The 13598-nt window shown below is 74.7% G+C and carries 12 protein-coding genes and 1 pseudogene; 1 reads left to right on the top strand and 12 read right to left on the bottom strand.

Annotated elements, in window-relative coordinates:
• Window positions 1–71: 71 nt before the first annotated feature.
• The 3 genes from gatC to ligA all read right to left on the bottom strand — a co-directional run bounded on the left by gatC (window position 72) and on the right by ligA (window position 5174).
• Window positions 72–377 carry an Asp-tRNA(Asn)/Glu-tRNA(Gln) amidotransferase subunit GatC gene (gene gatC / locus ACPFP2_RS03345; protein ID WP_088977795.1) on the bottom strand — a complete coding sequence of 102 codons (306 nt, stop codon included), beginning with the start codon at window positions 375–377 and terminating at the stop codon, window positions 72–74.
• 151 nt (window positions 378–528) lie between these two features.
• Window positions 529–2880: a putative bifunctional diguanylate cyclase/phosphodiesterase gene (locus tag ACPFP2_RS03350; protein WP_424085956.1), complete on the bottom strand. Its 2352-nt coding sequence runs from the start codon at window positions 2878–2880 to the stop codon at window positions 529–531.
• A gap of 158 nt (window positions 2881–3038) precedes the next feature.
• On the bottom strand, window positions 3039–5174 hold the full coding sequence (ligA, locus tag ACPFP2_RS03355; protein WP_424085958.1) for an NAD-dependent DNA ligase LigA: 2136 nt from the start codon (window positions 5172–5174) through the stop codon (window positions 3039–3041).
• A 181-nt stretch (window positions 5175–5355) separates the two neighbouring features.
• Between ligA and ACPFP2_RS03360 the strand changes: the two genes are divergently transcribed.
• Window positions 5356–5871, top strand: a complete 516-nt coding sequence (locus tag ACPFP2_RS03360; protein WP_424085960.1) for a type II toxin-antitoxin system PemK/MazF family toxin — start codon at window positions 5356–5358, stop codon at window positions 5869–5871.
• Between the two features lie 108 nt (window positions 5872–5979).
• Here the strand turns inward: ACPFP2_RS03360 and ACPFP2_RS03365 are convergent, their stop codons facing one another.
• The 9 genes and pseudogenes from ACPFP2_RS03365 to ACPFP2_RS03405 all read right to left on the bottom strand — a co-directional run bounded on the left by ACPFP2_RS03365 (window position 5980) and on the right by ACPFP2_RS03405 (window position 13422).
• On the bottom strand, window positions 5980–6993 hold the full coding sequence (locus tag ACPFP2_RS03365; RefSeq protein ID WP_424085962.1) for an ADP-ribosylglycohydrolase family protein: 1014 nt from the start codon (window positions 6991–6993) through the stop codon (window positions 5980–5982).
• A gap of 27 nt (window positions 6994–7020) precedes the next feature.
• A complete protein-coding gene (locus ACPFP2_RS03370; protein ID WP_424085964.1) occupies window positions 7021–7389 on the bottom strand; it encodes a VOC family protein in 369 nt (122 codons plus the stop codon).
• 35 nt (window positions 7390–7424) lie between these two features.
• On the bottom strand, window positions 7425–8429 hold the full coding sequence (locus ACPFP2_RS03375; protein WP_424085966.1) for a methionine synthase: 1005 nt from the start codon (window positions 8427–8429) through the stop codon (window positions 7425–7427).
• 150 nt (window positions 8430–8579) lie between these two features.
• Window positions 8580–9224, bottom strand: coding sequence for a hypothetical protein (locus tag ACPFP2_RS03380; protein ID WP_424085967.1), 645 nt, complete (start codon window positions 9222–9224; stop codon window positions 8580–8582).
• 101 nt (window positions 9225–9325) lie between these two features.
• A pseudogene (locus ACPFP2_RS03385) lies at window positions 9326–9589 on the bottom strand (NF041680 family putative transposase); the annotation flags it as partial.
• A complete protein-coding gene (mnmA, locus tag ACPFP2_RS03390; protein ID WP_424085968.1) occupies window positions 9478–10551 on the bottom strand; it encodes a tRNA 2-thiouridine(34) synthase MnmA in 1074 nt (357 codons plus the stop codon). The pseudogene ACPFP2_RS03385 and the gene mnmA, both read right to left, overlap by 112 nt.
• Window positions 10552–10687: 136 nt before the next feature.
• On the bottom strand, window positions 10688–11857 hold the full coding sequence (locus ACPFP2_RS03395; protein ID WP_424085969.1) for a cysteine desulfurase family protein: 1170 nt from the start codon (window positions 11855–11857) through the stop codon (window positions 10688–10690).
• An 84-nt stretch (window positions 11858–11941) separates the two neighbouring features.
• A complete protein-coding gene (locus ACPFP2_RS03400; RefSeq protein ID WP_424085971.1) occupies window positions 11942–12595 on the bottom strand; it encodes a class F sortase in 654 nt (217 codons plus the stop codon).
• Complete coding sequence (locus ACPFP2_RS03405; protein ID WP_424085973.1) at window positions 12592–13422, bottom strand: DUF4397 domain-containing protein; 831 nt, start codon at window positions 13420–13422, stop codon at window positions 12592–12594. The genes ACPFP2_RS03400 and ACPFP2_RS03405 overlap by 4 nt, the downstream gene beginning before the upstream one ends.
• Window positions 13423–13598 lie beyond the last annotated feature (176 nt).

Here is a 13598-nt window from a genome sequence, read left to right on the forward strand (position 1 = left end):
CACACTGAGTCTGATGATTCCCCACCCACCGCGCCCCAACCGGCGCTTCGCACTGACCCTCTTGCGCTCGCTCATGAGGCCACATCCTCGTCCAGGATCCGCGGGACGCGGAACCGCTGCTGGTCGGCGTCGGGCGCACCCGACAGCGCCTCCTGCGGGGTCAGCCCCGGCACCACCACGTCCTCGCGGAGGACGTTGGTCAGCGGCACCGAGTGGGAGGTCGGCGGGATGTCCGCCGCGGCGACCTCGCCGACCTGGGCGACCGACTGGAGGATGACGTCGAGCTGGCCGGCGAAGGTGTCCAGCTCCTCCTCGGTGACGGCGAGCCGCGACAGTCGCGCGAGGTGCGCGACCTCCTCGCGGGAGATGGCGGCCATCGGTGCCCCCTTCGTGGCTGTCCTGAGTGCGTCTGCGGTGTGCCGGCCGCGCGGTCGCGGTGGAGATGACGCGCGGTGACCGGAGCGAGTCTATTGTCCTGCGGACGCGGCGACGCCTCCGACTCCCCCCGCCGCCCGCCTGCCGGACCCGTCACCGGCCGGCGCGGCGCGGCCCGTCCGGCTCGGCGGCCACCGTCGGGTGCACCGGCCGGTACCGGGACAGCCAGGTCACCAGATCCTCCGCCGGCATCGGCCGGGCGTGGAACCAGCCCTGGGCCACGTCGCAGCCCGCCGTGTGCAGCAGCCGCCAGGTGCGCTCGTCCTCCACGCCCTCGGCGACCACCCGCAGCCCGAGCGCGCCCGCCAGCTCGATCATCGACCGGACCACCGCCGCGTCGTCGGGGTCGTCGGCCATCCCCAGCACGAACGACCGGTCCACCTTCACCTCGGCCAGCGGCAACCGTCGCAGGTGCTGCAACGACGAGTAGCCGGTGCCGAAGTCGTCGAGAGAGATCGCCACCCCGAGCCGGTGCAGCCGGGTGATGGTGGCGAGCACCCGCCGGGGGTCGGCCATCAGCGCGCCCTCGGTGATCTCCAGTTGCAGGCGTTCGGGGCGTACCCCGAAGCGGGCGAGCTGCTCGGCGATCCGGTCGGCGATCTCACCGGTGTGCAGGTCCCGGACGCTGACGTTGAGCGAGGCCCGCAGGGTGATCCCGGCCGCCGACCACTTCGCCAGCTGCTCGATCACGTCGTCGACCACCCGCCGGGTGAGCAGCCGCATCACCGCGCTCTGCTCGGCGAGGCGGATCAGCTCACCCGGGTCGACCATGCCCCGGCGCGGGTGCCGCCACCGCAGCAGCGCCTCCACGCCGACCACCTCGCCGGTGGCGATGGCGATCTGCGGTTGGTAGTACATCGTGATGGCCCCCACGTCGTCCGCCGCGTCGTCCCGGGCCGGGGCGGGGGCGACCGGCGCCTCGGCGGGCAGCGGCACGTCGGGCTCCGGGCGGGTGACCCGCGGGCGGGTCGGGTCCGCCCCGGTCAGGATCCGGTTGAGCAGCTCGTCCGGGTGCTCCGGGCCGGTGCGCGGGCGGCGGCGCGGCCACCACCGGCTCTGCCCGGCCCGCGGGCCCGGGTCGGTGGCCAGCCGGGACGGCAGCGTGGCCCCGTCGCCGCCGCGCACCGCCCGCGCCGGGGGCGGCCCCGCCTCCAGTACCCGGCGCAGGTCGGCCAGCAGGCCCAGCCGCTCGGCGGAGTTGTGGTCGGACTCGGCGGCGTACACGGCGACGGTGTCGTTGCGGTGCTTCGCGTCGTACATCGCCACGTCGGCGTGGCGCATCAGGGTGGCGTAGTCCTCGCCGTGCTCGGGGAAGAGCGCGACACCGATGGAGGCCCCCACGTCCAGCGGCAGCCCGTCCAGCGGCACCGGCTCGGCGAGCGCCGCGACCACCCGGTCGGCCAGCTCGCGGGCCTCGTCGACGCCGGCCAGCCGGGTGGCGACGATGGCGAACTCGTCCCCGCCGAGGCGGGCCAGCATGTCCCGCCCGCCGACGACGTCGACGAGCCGGGCGCTGACCTCCACCAGCAGGCGGTCCCCCACCGCGTGCCCGAGCGCGTCGTTGACGTTCTTGAACCGGTCCAGGTCGATCAGGAGCAGGGCGAGGTGGGCGTCGGGGGCGCCCCGCGCGACCCGCTCGGCGTGCAGGTGCACCTGCTCGGCCACCTCGGCCAGCAGCGCCTTGCGGTTGGGCAGGCCGGTGAGCGGGTCGAGCGCGGCGAGCTGCTCCTGCTCGGCGGAGAGCCGGGACATCCGGTAGACGGCGAAGAGCGGCACCAGCACCAGCGGGATCAGCGCGGCGCTGGCCCGCGCGGCGGCGACCAGCACGGGGGCGAGCAGCAGCAGCGACCCGGTGGAGAGCAGTTCGAATCCGAGCGCCTGCCGGACGCTCGGCCACCACCGGCCGCCGAAGCGCAGGCGCAGCGCGGTGCTGACCAGGCCGTAGTTGACCGCGAACCAGGTGGCGACGGCCGCGCCGACGACGGCGACGTCGGTCCAGCGCAGCCGCCCGCCTTCGGCCAGCCCGCCCGGCCCGAGCCGGAGCACCAGGTACGCGGCGCCGAGGGCGCAGGCGTACTGGGCGGTGTTGAAGGCGGTCCGCCAGAGCGCGTGCCGCATCCGCCAGCCGGAGATGGCGACCGCGACGGCCTGCACCGCCACCGCCGGGCCCAGCCCCCAGCCGAGCAGGATCGCGAAGGTGAAGCAGGTGGACGGGAAGACCGCCGAGGTCTGCCGACGGCCGGGCGGGACGAAGGGACGCGCGTCGCAGGCCACCGCGAGCGTCGCCATCGTCCAGAACGCGGCCGGCAGGGCGGGCAGCCGGTCCGGCAGGCCCACCAGGGCCGGGACGGCGATCAGCGCCGCCACCGTGGTCACCGCGACGACGAACCCGCCGAACGCCTGGTGCCCGGGCGGGACGGAGTTGCGGGGGTCGGCGGTCTCCATCGCACCTCCCGGGCGTACGGCCGAGGTGTGCGCCGGTCGCACACCGTGCACCCATCAAACGCCCTGAGCGACGCAATCCCCCAGGCGACAGTCACGAATCGGTCGTAGTCGTAATTAAGTTGGTATACGACGTCAAGATCCGATTCTGTCCGGGGCGGTCACTCCTCGACCCGGGCCGCCTCCCGGGCCGCGTCGGGCCCCTGCTCCAACAGCACCCGGAAGCCGTCCTCGTCGAGGACCGGCACCTTGAGCGAGGCGGCCTTGTCGGCCTTCGAACCCGGGTTGTCGCCGACCACCACGAAGCCGGTCTTCTTGGAGACCGAACCGCTGACCTTGCCGCCCCGGCTCTGGATCGCCTCGGCGGCCTGGTCCCGGCTGAACCCGGCCAGGGTCCCGGTCACCACCACCGTCACCCCCTCCAGCGGGCGCGGCCCCTCGTCGACCGCCTCCTCCGCCATCCGTACGCCCGCCTGGGTCCACTTGCGGACGACCTCGCGGTGCCAGTCGACGGCGAACCACTCCTTGATGCTGGCGGCGATGGTCGGGCCGACCCCGTCCACCGAGGACAGTTCCTCCTCGGAGGCCGCCTCGATCGCCTCGACCGAGCGGAAGTGCCGGGCCAGCGCCTGGGCGGCGGTCGGGCCGACGTGCCGGATGGAGAGCGCGACCAGCACCCGCCACAGGTCGCGTTCCTTGGCCACGGCGAGGTTGTCCAGCAGCTTGGTGGCGTTGCTGCCCAGGCTGCCGTCCTTGTTGACGAAGAACGGCGAGCGGGCGAGCTGCTCGGCGTCGAGGGAGAACAGGTCGCCCTCGTCGGCGATGATCTGCGCGTCGAGCAGCGCCGCCGCACCCTTGTAGCCGAGCACCTCGATGTCGAAGCCGCCCCGGCCGGCCAGGTGGAAAACCCGCTCGCGCAGCTGCGCCGGGCAGCTGCGGGTGTTGGGGCAGCGGATGTCGACGTCGCTCTCCTTGGCCGGGGCGAGCGGCGTGCCGCAGGACGGGCAGGTGGTCGGCATGACGAACGGGCGGGCGTCGGCGGGCCGCAGCTCGACCACCGGGCCGAGCACCTCGGGGATCACGTCGCCGGCCTTGCGCAGCACCACCGTGTCGCCGATCAGCACCCCCTTGCGCTCCACCTCGCGGGCGTTGTGCAGGGTGGCGTACGCGACGGTGGAGCCGGCCACCTTCACCGGCTGGAGCACGGCGCGCGGCGTGACCCGACCGGTCCGCCCCACCTCGACCTCGATGTCGAGCAGGGTGGTGTTGACCTCCTCCGGCGGGTACTTGAAGGCGATCGCCCAGCGGGGCGCCCGACTGGTGGAGCCGAGCCGGCCCTGGATGGAGACCGGGTCGACCTTGACCACCACGCCGTCGATCTCGTGCTCGACGTCGTGCCGGTGCTTCGCGTAGTGGGCGATGTACTCGGCGACGCCGGCCAGGTCGGGCACCACCCGCCACCGGTCGCTGGTGGGCAGCCCCCACGCCTTCAGCGCCGCGTACGACTCGGACTGTGCGGTCGGCCGGAAGCCCCGGCGGGCGCCGATGCCGTGCACCACCAGGCGCAGCGGCCGGGACGCGGTGATCCGCGGGTCCTTCTGGCGCAGGCTGCCGGCGGCGGCGTTGCGCGGATTGGCGAACGGCGCCTTGCCCTGCTCGACCAGGCCGGCGTTGAGGTCGGCGAAACCGGCCACCGGGAAGTAGATCTCGCCGCGCACCTCCAGCAGCTCGGGCAGCGCGCCGAACTCGGCCGACGGGGTCAGCCGGGCGGGCACGTCCCGGATGGCGCGCACGTTGGCGGTGACGTCCTCGCCGGTGCGCCCGTCGCCCCGGGTGGCGGCACGGACCAGCCGCCCCTTCTCGTAGGTGAGGTTGATGGCGAGCCCGTCGACCTTGAGTTCGCAGAGGTAGGGCACCGGGCCGCCGGCGTCCCGCTCGACCCGCTCGGCCCAGGCCGCCAGCTCCTCGTCGGCGAAGGCGTTGTCCAGCGAGAGCATCCGCTCGGCGTGGGCCACCGGGGTGAAGTCGGTGGAGAAGGTGCCGCCGACGCGCTGGGTAGGCGAGTCGGGGGTGCGCAGCGCCGGGTACTCCGCCTCCAACGCCTCCAGCTCGCGCAGCTGCCGGTCGAACTCGGCGTCGGAGACGGTCGGCGCGTCGAGGACGTAGTAGCGGTACTGGTGTTCGGTGAGCTCCTGGCTCAGCGTGGCGTGCCGCTCCCGCACCTCGGGGGTGGGCTCGCCGCCGGCCGCCGCCTCCTGCGCGGCGCTGACCTGCGGGGAGATCTCTTCTTCCGACACTTCGCCGCCTCCGGACACCCTGGAACCTCCCCGTGATCACGCTACCGGAGCACGGTAACGGGACGGTCGGACAATCCCGCGCCTCCCCCGCCGCGCCCGACGGGCGGGCGCCCGCCGTCCGTGCGACGATCGCCGCACGTCGGCGGCCCGGTGCGTCGCCCGGGGAGAGGCAGGGATACGGATGCCCGAGTGGGTGTGGTGGGCGCTGCTGGTCGTCCTGGCCGTGGTCGCCGGATGGGCCTGGAACGAGTGGCGACGCCGGGGCGGACGCCCGTCCGACGGCGGCGGCGACCGGGCCAGGCCGCAGCGGGGCACCCCGCCGCGCGACCGGGCCCGCCCGACCGCGCCGCCCCGACCGCGCACCCCCACCGGTACGCCCCGGCCGGGCGAGATCTGGTGGGCCGACGTCCCGTACGCCGACGGCAGCGGCTCGAAGGTGCGCCCCTGCCTGGTGCTACGGGCCGACGACCGGGGCGCCGAGGTGCTCAAGATCACCAGTCAGGACAAGAGCGGCCGGGACGACCACGTCCGGATCCCCACCGGCGACTGGGACCCGGACGCCGACCACGACAGCTGGCTCGACCTCGCCGAGCCCCTGTCCGTGCCGCTCGACGACTTCTCCCGCCGCGCCGGCTCCTGCGACCCGGAGCTGTGGCGGCAGGTACGGCGACTGCACGGCCGGCGCAGCCCGGCCTGACCGGGCGGGCCTGCCGCCGTCACCCGGGTCCGACCGTCCCGGTGGGTGAGCGCCACCGACACCACCAGCCGCGCCGACCGGCCGGCGCCCACCCGGCCTCGGCCGGGCTCAGTCCCAGGCCGCGCCGAGGGCGGTGAGCTGGTCGGCGTACTCGATGCGGGTGGGCCAGTCGGCCGGCCAGGCCGCCGTGCCGTGGACGGCGCCGACGAACGCGCCGGCCAGGGCGGCGATCGAGTCGGAGTCGCCGGCGGTGGTGGCGCCCCGGGCGATCGCGGCGACCGGGTCGTCCGGGTGCCGCAGGGCGCAGAGCAGCGCCGTGGCCAGCGCCTCCTCGGCGATCCAGCCCTCACCGGTGTGCCGGCACGGGTCGTCGCCGTCGTCGGGCCGGCCGAGCGCGAGGTCGAGCCGGTGCAGCGCGTGCAGGCACTCGTCCCAGCCCCGGGCGATGAACTCCGCCGGGGAGTCCAGCCCGGGACGCTGCCACAGGTCACCGAGCCAGTCGCCCCGGTAGACCCGGCGCTGCTCCCGGGCCCGCGCGGTGAGCAGCGCGGGCAGCTCCGCCAGGCCCGCCCCGTCGCGCAGCAGGCGCACCGCGTACGCGGTCAGCTCGCTGGCCGCCAGCCCGGTGGGGTGGCCGTGGGTCAGGCCGGCCTGGAGCTGGGCCAGCCCGGCCAGGGTGTCCAGGTCGACGTCGAGCAACCCGACCGGGGTGACCCGCATGTTCGCGCCGCAGCCCTTCGAGCCGGCGACGGTGGCCTGCTGCCAGGGCAGCCCCCGGCTCAGCTCGGCGCAGGCGCGCAGGCAGGTCGTGCCCGGGGCACGGTTGTTGTCCGGGCTGACCGCCCAGTCGAGGAAGCGCCGCCGCAGCAGCGGCTCGACCGTCTCCGGCGTGTGGACGCCCGCGTCGTGCAGCGCCCACCCCACCGCCAGGGCCATCTGCGTGTCGTCGGTGACCAGCGCCGGGTCGCCCGCCAGCTCACGCGGGCCGGTCGGGCCGTACCGGCGGTGGATCTCGGCGACGGTCAGGAACTCGGTCGGCTTGCCGAGTGCGTCACCGTAGGCGAGGCCGAAGAGCGAGCCGGAGGCGCGGCGGAGCGAGGAGTCGATCACGCCCGTGATCATGCCGGTCGTCCGCAACCCCCTGCGGACTCAGTCCCAGCAGAGGCAGAACGGGTGACCGACCGGGTCGGCGTACACCCGGAAGCCCTCGCCCTCGCCGGGCAGCCGGCGCGCGCCCAGGGCGAGCGCGGCCCGTTCCGCGGCGTCGATGTCGTCGACGGTGACGTCGAGGTGGAACTGCTGCGGCCGCTCCGGATCCGGCCAGGCCGGCGGTCGCAGGTCGGGGGCCTTCTGGAAGGCGATCCGCGGCTGGTGGCCGGGCGGGCCGCCGAGCACCACCCACCCGTCGCCGTCGGACTGCTCCTCCACCAGCGGCAGCCCGAGCAGTTCGGCGTAGAAGGCGGCCAGGGCGCGCGGATCCGGGCAGTCGAGCACCGTCGAGCGCAACCGTCCAATCATGCCGGTCATCCTGCCCCACACCTACGACGGGAACCTCAGTCCTCAGACAGCCGCCGGCCGGCGTCCCGGCAGGCGGCGAGGACCGCTCGCGCGTACGCCGGCGTGGCCCCGGCGAGGCCGCAGGCCGGGGTGACCACCACCTGCTCGGCGAGCCGGCGACGAGGGAAGCCGAGGCGGTCCCAGAGGGTGCGTACCCGGTCGGCGACCTGGGCCGAGGTCGGCGCGCGGCCGGCCGGCGGGGCCGGCGTGGGCGCGGCGCCGGCCAGCAGCCCCAGCCCGGCGTCGATCGCCTCGCCGAGCGGGTCCAGCTCCTTGACCAGGGTGAGGTCCAGCGCCACCCCCACCGCTCCGGCGGATCGGATCAGCTCCAGCGGCACCTCCGGGGCGCAGCAGTGCACCACGGTCGGGACCCCGGCCGCGTCGATCACCTGGCGCAGCAGGCTCCGGGCGACCTCGGGCTGCACCGCCCGGTGGGCGCCGAAGCCGCTCTCGGTGGGCACCCGCCCGGCGAGCACCGTCGGCAGGGACGGCTCGTCCAGTTGGAGCAGCACCGAGGCCCGGGGCAGCCGGCGGCTCACCGCCGCGACGTGCACCCGCAGTCCCTCGGCCAGCGAGCCGGCCAGGTCCCGCACCGCGCCCGGGTCGCGCAGCATCCGCCCGCCGATCGGCAGCTCCAGCGCCGCGGCCAGGGTGAACGGTCCGCCGGCCTGGATCTTCACCGGCCCGGCGTACGTCTCGGCCTGCTCGGCGAGCTGGTCCAGGTCGCGTTCCATGAGGTCACGGGCCCGGCGCAGGTCCCGCCCGGGACGGGGCGCGATCCGCCAGCGCGCCGCGTACAGCTCGACCGGCAGCTCGACCAGCAGCCCACCGGTCCGCCCGATCAGGTCGGCGCCGGGACCGCGGGCCGGCAGTTCGGGCAGGTGGGGAAGGGCGGGCAGCTCGCCGAGGACGATCCGCTGCGCCTCGGCGACGTCGGTGCCGGGCAGCGAGCCGATGCCGGTGGCGGCCCCCGGGGGCCATGGCCAGGACTGTTCAGTCACGGCCGAAGGGTATCCGTTGCGCCGGACCGGGCGGGACGAGCAGCCCGGACCCGGCGCCACGGACTCGACGGGCGGTCCGGCTCGCCGGACCGCTCCCTGCGCCACGACATCGCGGGCATACACCCGGGCGGTCGACGCCGACAGACTCTCTCACTGGCCGGCGGGCAGGCCCGGGATAGGAAACTCCACCTCGCTGCGGATATCCACGAGTTCCTTGCCCCGGTCGACCGGACGCTTCTTCGGGCTGAGGAACATGACAACGCCGGCGCTGATCTGATCGACCCAAGCGCACATCGTGACGTGATACTGCCCGTCGCGGGCGCTACCACACGCTGCCACGCCACCCAATGGTCCAGCGTCCACCGTCCGGACCTCACCCATCGAGGGGTACAGCCCGAAGATCGCGTCCAGCGTCGCTTCCTCGTCCCGGATCCTGCCGGCGGCAGCGCTGACCAGAACCGCGTAGTCGGCGTCAGTCTCACCGTTATAGACGGCCGCGACAGCCTTTTCATGACGATCATCCACTAGACGATCGAGGATGCTGTAGTTCCTGATCGCGACACGCGTTAGCGACCTGTCGTCGAAGCGAGAGCGATTGCCGAGCCGCATGGGCAACTCAAGCCGGGCCCGCATGCTCGACGGGCTCACCGAGGGCTGCGTCGACACGGAAGAGGAGGGCAGCTCCGAGCGGTGCCCGGAGGAATCCGAACAGCCGAAGACCGCTCCAACGACCACCACGACCGCAATCCTGCACGCGGCGACCCAACCGCGCCGCACCGTGACCCCGTACCCCATGCCAGCCCCCTCGTCGTGACCACAACCCCGGGGACGATAGTGCAGGGTGCCAGCTCCGCCACAGGCTCGCCCACCGGCAGCGCGACCAGCCCACCTCAGCTGACGTCAGTCGGGGCGGCGTCAACGCCGGACCCCCACAGTCGCACCGGCTTCGGTGTTGCGCCGCTGGGCAGATGGTCGACCTCCAAGCGGATGACTGTTCCCTCGATGACCGGCAGCACCTTCGCCGCGTCGATCCAGGCGGATCGTTGGGTCAGCCGGTGATGGTGGCGGACCCGAGCACCACGTCGCCCGCCGGATCCGGCCGGTACGCCACGATCGCCTGCCCGGCGGCGACCCCGCGTACCGGTCGGCGCAGCTCGGCGTGGAGTGTGTCGCCGTCCAGCGTCACGATGGCCGGGACCACGTCGCCGTGCGCGCGCAGCTGCACCTCGCACTCGATCGGGGCGGCGGGTCGCTCGCCGCCGGTCCAGACCGGGCGGGTGGCCCGCACCTGCGAGACCTCCAGCGCCTCGGCGGGGCCGACGGTCACCGTGTTGGTCTTCGGGGTGATGGAGAGCACGTAGCGGGGGCGGCCGTCCGGGGCGGGCCGGTCGAGGTGCAGGCCGCGCCGCTGCCCGACGGTGTACTGGTAGGCGCCGGTGTGGCTGCCGACGACCGCACCGGTCGACGCGTCGACCACGTCGCCGGGGGCCTCACCCAGCCGCCCGGCGAGGAAGCCGCGGGTGTCGCCGTCGGCGATGAAGCAGATGTCGTGCGAGTCGGGCTTGTCCGCCACGGCCAGCCCGCGCCGGGCCGCCTCGTCACGCACCTCGGCCTTGGTGGCGTCGCCGAGCGGGAAGATCGACCGGTCGAGCTGCGCGCGGGTCAGCACCGCCAGCACGTACGACTGGTCCTTGGCGTGGTCGACGCTGCGGCGCAGCAGGCCGTCGGGGCCGAGCCGGGCGTGGTGGCCGGTGACCACGGCGTCGAAGCCCAGGGCCACCGCCCGGTCCAGCACCGCGGCGAACTTGATCTTCTCGTTGCAGCGCAGGCAGGGATTCGGGGTACGGCCGGCCGCGTACTCGGCGACGAAGTCGTCCACCACGTCGGAGTGGAAACGCTCGGCCATGTCCCAGACGTAGAACGGGATGCCGATCACGTCGGCGGCGCGACGGGCGTCCCGGGAGTCCTCCAGGGTGCAGCAGCCACGCGCCCCGGTGCGGTAGGTCTGCGGGTTGCGGGCCAGCGCCAGGTGCACACCGGTCACGTCGTGCCCGGCCGCCACCGCACGCGCCGCCGCGACGGCGGAGTCCACTCCGCCCGACATGGCTGCCAGAACCCTCACCGCCGTACCCCCTTCACCCCACCGAGCCTATCCGCCTACGCCTCGTCGCCCGCTCCCCCACCGCTCGACTGCGACCACCCCCACGCCCGCACGCCTGCCGTCGGCGGGACCGGGCCGCCCGGAACACGGGGACGGGTCAGCGCGGGCCGCGCAGCGAGGCGGCGCGGCGGGCGCGTTCGACGGCGGCCGGCAGTGCCGCGATGAGGGCGTCGACCTCGGCGGGAGTGCTGGTGTGACCGAGGGTGAAGCGCAGTGACGAGCGGGCCCGGTCGTGGTCGGCGCCCATCGCGATGAGCACGTGCGAGGGCTGCGCCACCCCGGCCGAGCAGGCCGAACCGGTGGAGCAGGCGATGCCCTGGGCGTCGAGCAGGAGCAGCAGCGCGTCTCCCTCGCAACCGGGGAAGGAGAAGTGCGCGTTGCCCGGCAGCCGGTCGGTCGGGTCGCCGTTGAAGATCACCTCGGGCACCGCCTCACGGACCCGCCGGACCAGGTCGTCGCGGAGCGCGGCCACCCGCGCCGCGTACTCCTGCTGGCCCTTGACCGCGGCCTCGACGGCGACCGCGAAGGCGACGACGCCGGCGGTGTCCAGGGTGCCGGAGCGGACGTCCCGCTCCTGGCCGCCGCCGTGCAGCAGCGGGGTGGCCGCGACGTCGCGGGCCAGCAGCAGCGCGCCGACCCCGGCCGGGCCGCCCAGCTTGTGCCCGGTGACGGTGAGGGCGGAGGCGCCGCTCGCGGCGAAGTCGACCGGCACCTGGCCGACCGCCTGGATCGCGTCGGTGTGGAACGGCACCCCGTGCTCGGCGGCCACCGCCGCCAGCTCGGCCACCGGCTGGACGGTGCCCACCTCGTTGTTGGCCCACATGGCGGTCACCAGGGCGACCCGATCGGCGTGCGCGGCCAGTTCGGCGCGGAGCCGATCCGGGTCCAGCCGGCCGGCCGCGTCGACCGGCAGCCAGCCCACCTCGGCGCCCTCGTGGGCGGTGAGCCAGTCCACGGCGTCGAGCACCGCGTGGTGCTCGACCGCGCTGGACACCACCCGCACCCGCGCCGACCCGCGCCGGGCCCAGAAGATGCCCTTGACCGCGAGGTTGTCGCTCTCCGTGCCGCCGCCGGTGAAGACGACCTCGGACGGGCGGGCGCCGAGCGCGGCGGCGACCCGCTCGCGCGACTCCTCGACCCGGCGTCGGGCCCGCCGGCCGGCGGCGTGCAGTGACGACGCGTTGCCGACCTCGCGGGCCGTGGCGACGTACGCCTCCAACGCCTCGTCGAGCATCGGGGTCGTCGCCGCGTGATCCAGGTATGCCATCACCGTTCAGCCTAACGACCGGCAGGCCGCCGGCCCCACGCCGGACCACCGGCGGGGTGGGGAGGACGTCCTTCCCACCCCGGCTCAGGCCGGCACCGCCGTGACGACGATGTTGTCCCGGTACGAGCGGGTCTTCGCGTCGAACGGCCCGCCGCAGGTGATCAGGGTCAACCGGAGCCCGCCGTCGCGGGCGAAGTAGCGCTCCAGCGGGATCTTCGACTTGTCGTACTCCTGGCGGGCCACCACCCGGTACGCCCGCTGCCGCCCGTCCGTGCCGGTGACGGTGACGGTGTCGTCGCGGTCCAGCTCACGCAGCCGGAAGAAGGCCCCCTTGCCCTGGTCGGCGCTGTCCACGTGGCCGGCGATCACCACCGACCCGGCCGTCGCCTCCAGCCCGGGGCCGAACCGGTACCAGCCGATCCGGTCGACGCTCGGCGGGACCTCGAACTCGTCGGTGCGCCGGTTGACGCCGACCGGGTCGACGGTGGCGGTGACGTCGATCGCCGGGATGACGAGCTTCGCCGGCGGCACGGTCTCCTCGCCCGCCGGCAACTCACCCGCAGTGACCGGCACCGACGAGGTGCCCGCCGGGGTCGGGGTGGAGCCGGCCAGGGCGGCGGCCTCCTCGGCGCCGACGTCCTCGGCCGGCTGCGACCCGCAGGCCACCACCCCGGCGACGGTGAGCGCGGCGACGCCGGCGGCCACCGCCGCCAGCGCCCCGCGGTGTCGCACCGTCACCGGCGACCGACCCGGGCGGTCGCCACCCGCGCCCCGCCGCCGACCAGGAGCAGCGCGCCGGCACCGGCCAGCACGTACCACCAGGTGTCCACGCCGGTGCCGGCCTGGCCGCCGCTGCCGCTGGGCACGCCGCCCGGCGCCGAGTGCAGCCCGGTCACGGTCTGGGCGACCAGGTCGAGGGTCTTGCCCTCGGCGGAGCCGATGGCGTACACGATCGTCGCGGTGCCCTCCTTGAGGGTGAGGTCCGCCGGGCCGATCGCCACGGTGTCGGTGCCGGCCAGCACCACGTCGGCCTTGACGGTGCCGGCGTCGACGTCGGCCTTCGCCTCGTTCGGGTTGGTCAGGTCCTCGAAGACCGGGGTGCCGCCGGCCCGCACGTCCACGGCCGGGGCCGCGGCGGTGTGCCGGACGATCAGCCGGGCCTTGCCGGCGTCGACCTTGGCGACGTCGTTGGCGAACGGCGTGATCTTCGGCTGGCCGGACGCGTCGAGGTGCGCCGCGATGCTGATGTTGGCCCCGCCGGGCACGGCGGCGTCGTCGACCGTGAGGATCGCCTTGTCGAGCGCCTCGCCCGGCTTGGTCAGGGCGATGTCGTACGCGCCCTGCTCCAGCGTCAGCGGGCCGGCCACGTCGCCGGGCTTGAAGTTGTCCAGCGTCTTCTCGCCGTTGACGTACACGTCGACCGGAGTGTCCGGGATGCCGTGCACGACGGAGACCTTCGACGAGGCGGCGAAGGCGGGCGTGGCGGTGAGGGCCCCGACGCCGGCGAACGTCAGGGCGGCGACCGCGCCACCCGCGGCGACCCGACGGAAGTTCGAGAGCTGCATGACTGCCTCCTGGTGATTGGTGCTGATTCGTCAGGCCTGGCTTGCAGAACGGGTTACGCCGCCGTCCGCACCGCCGGATGCAGCCGGACGGAATTCTTTTTTTCTTCGTCCGCGCCGCATCCGGAACCGCCCTCGGCGACGAAGAGCAGGTGACAGGAGCGCAAGGACACACGGAC

Origin of the sequence: Micromonospora citrea (assembly GCF_049629545.1) — a bacterium.
GTDB lineage: Bacteria > Actinomycetota > Actinomycetes > Mycobacteriales > Micromonosporaceae > Micromonospora > Micromonospora citrea_A.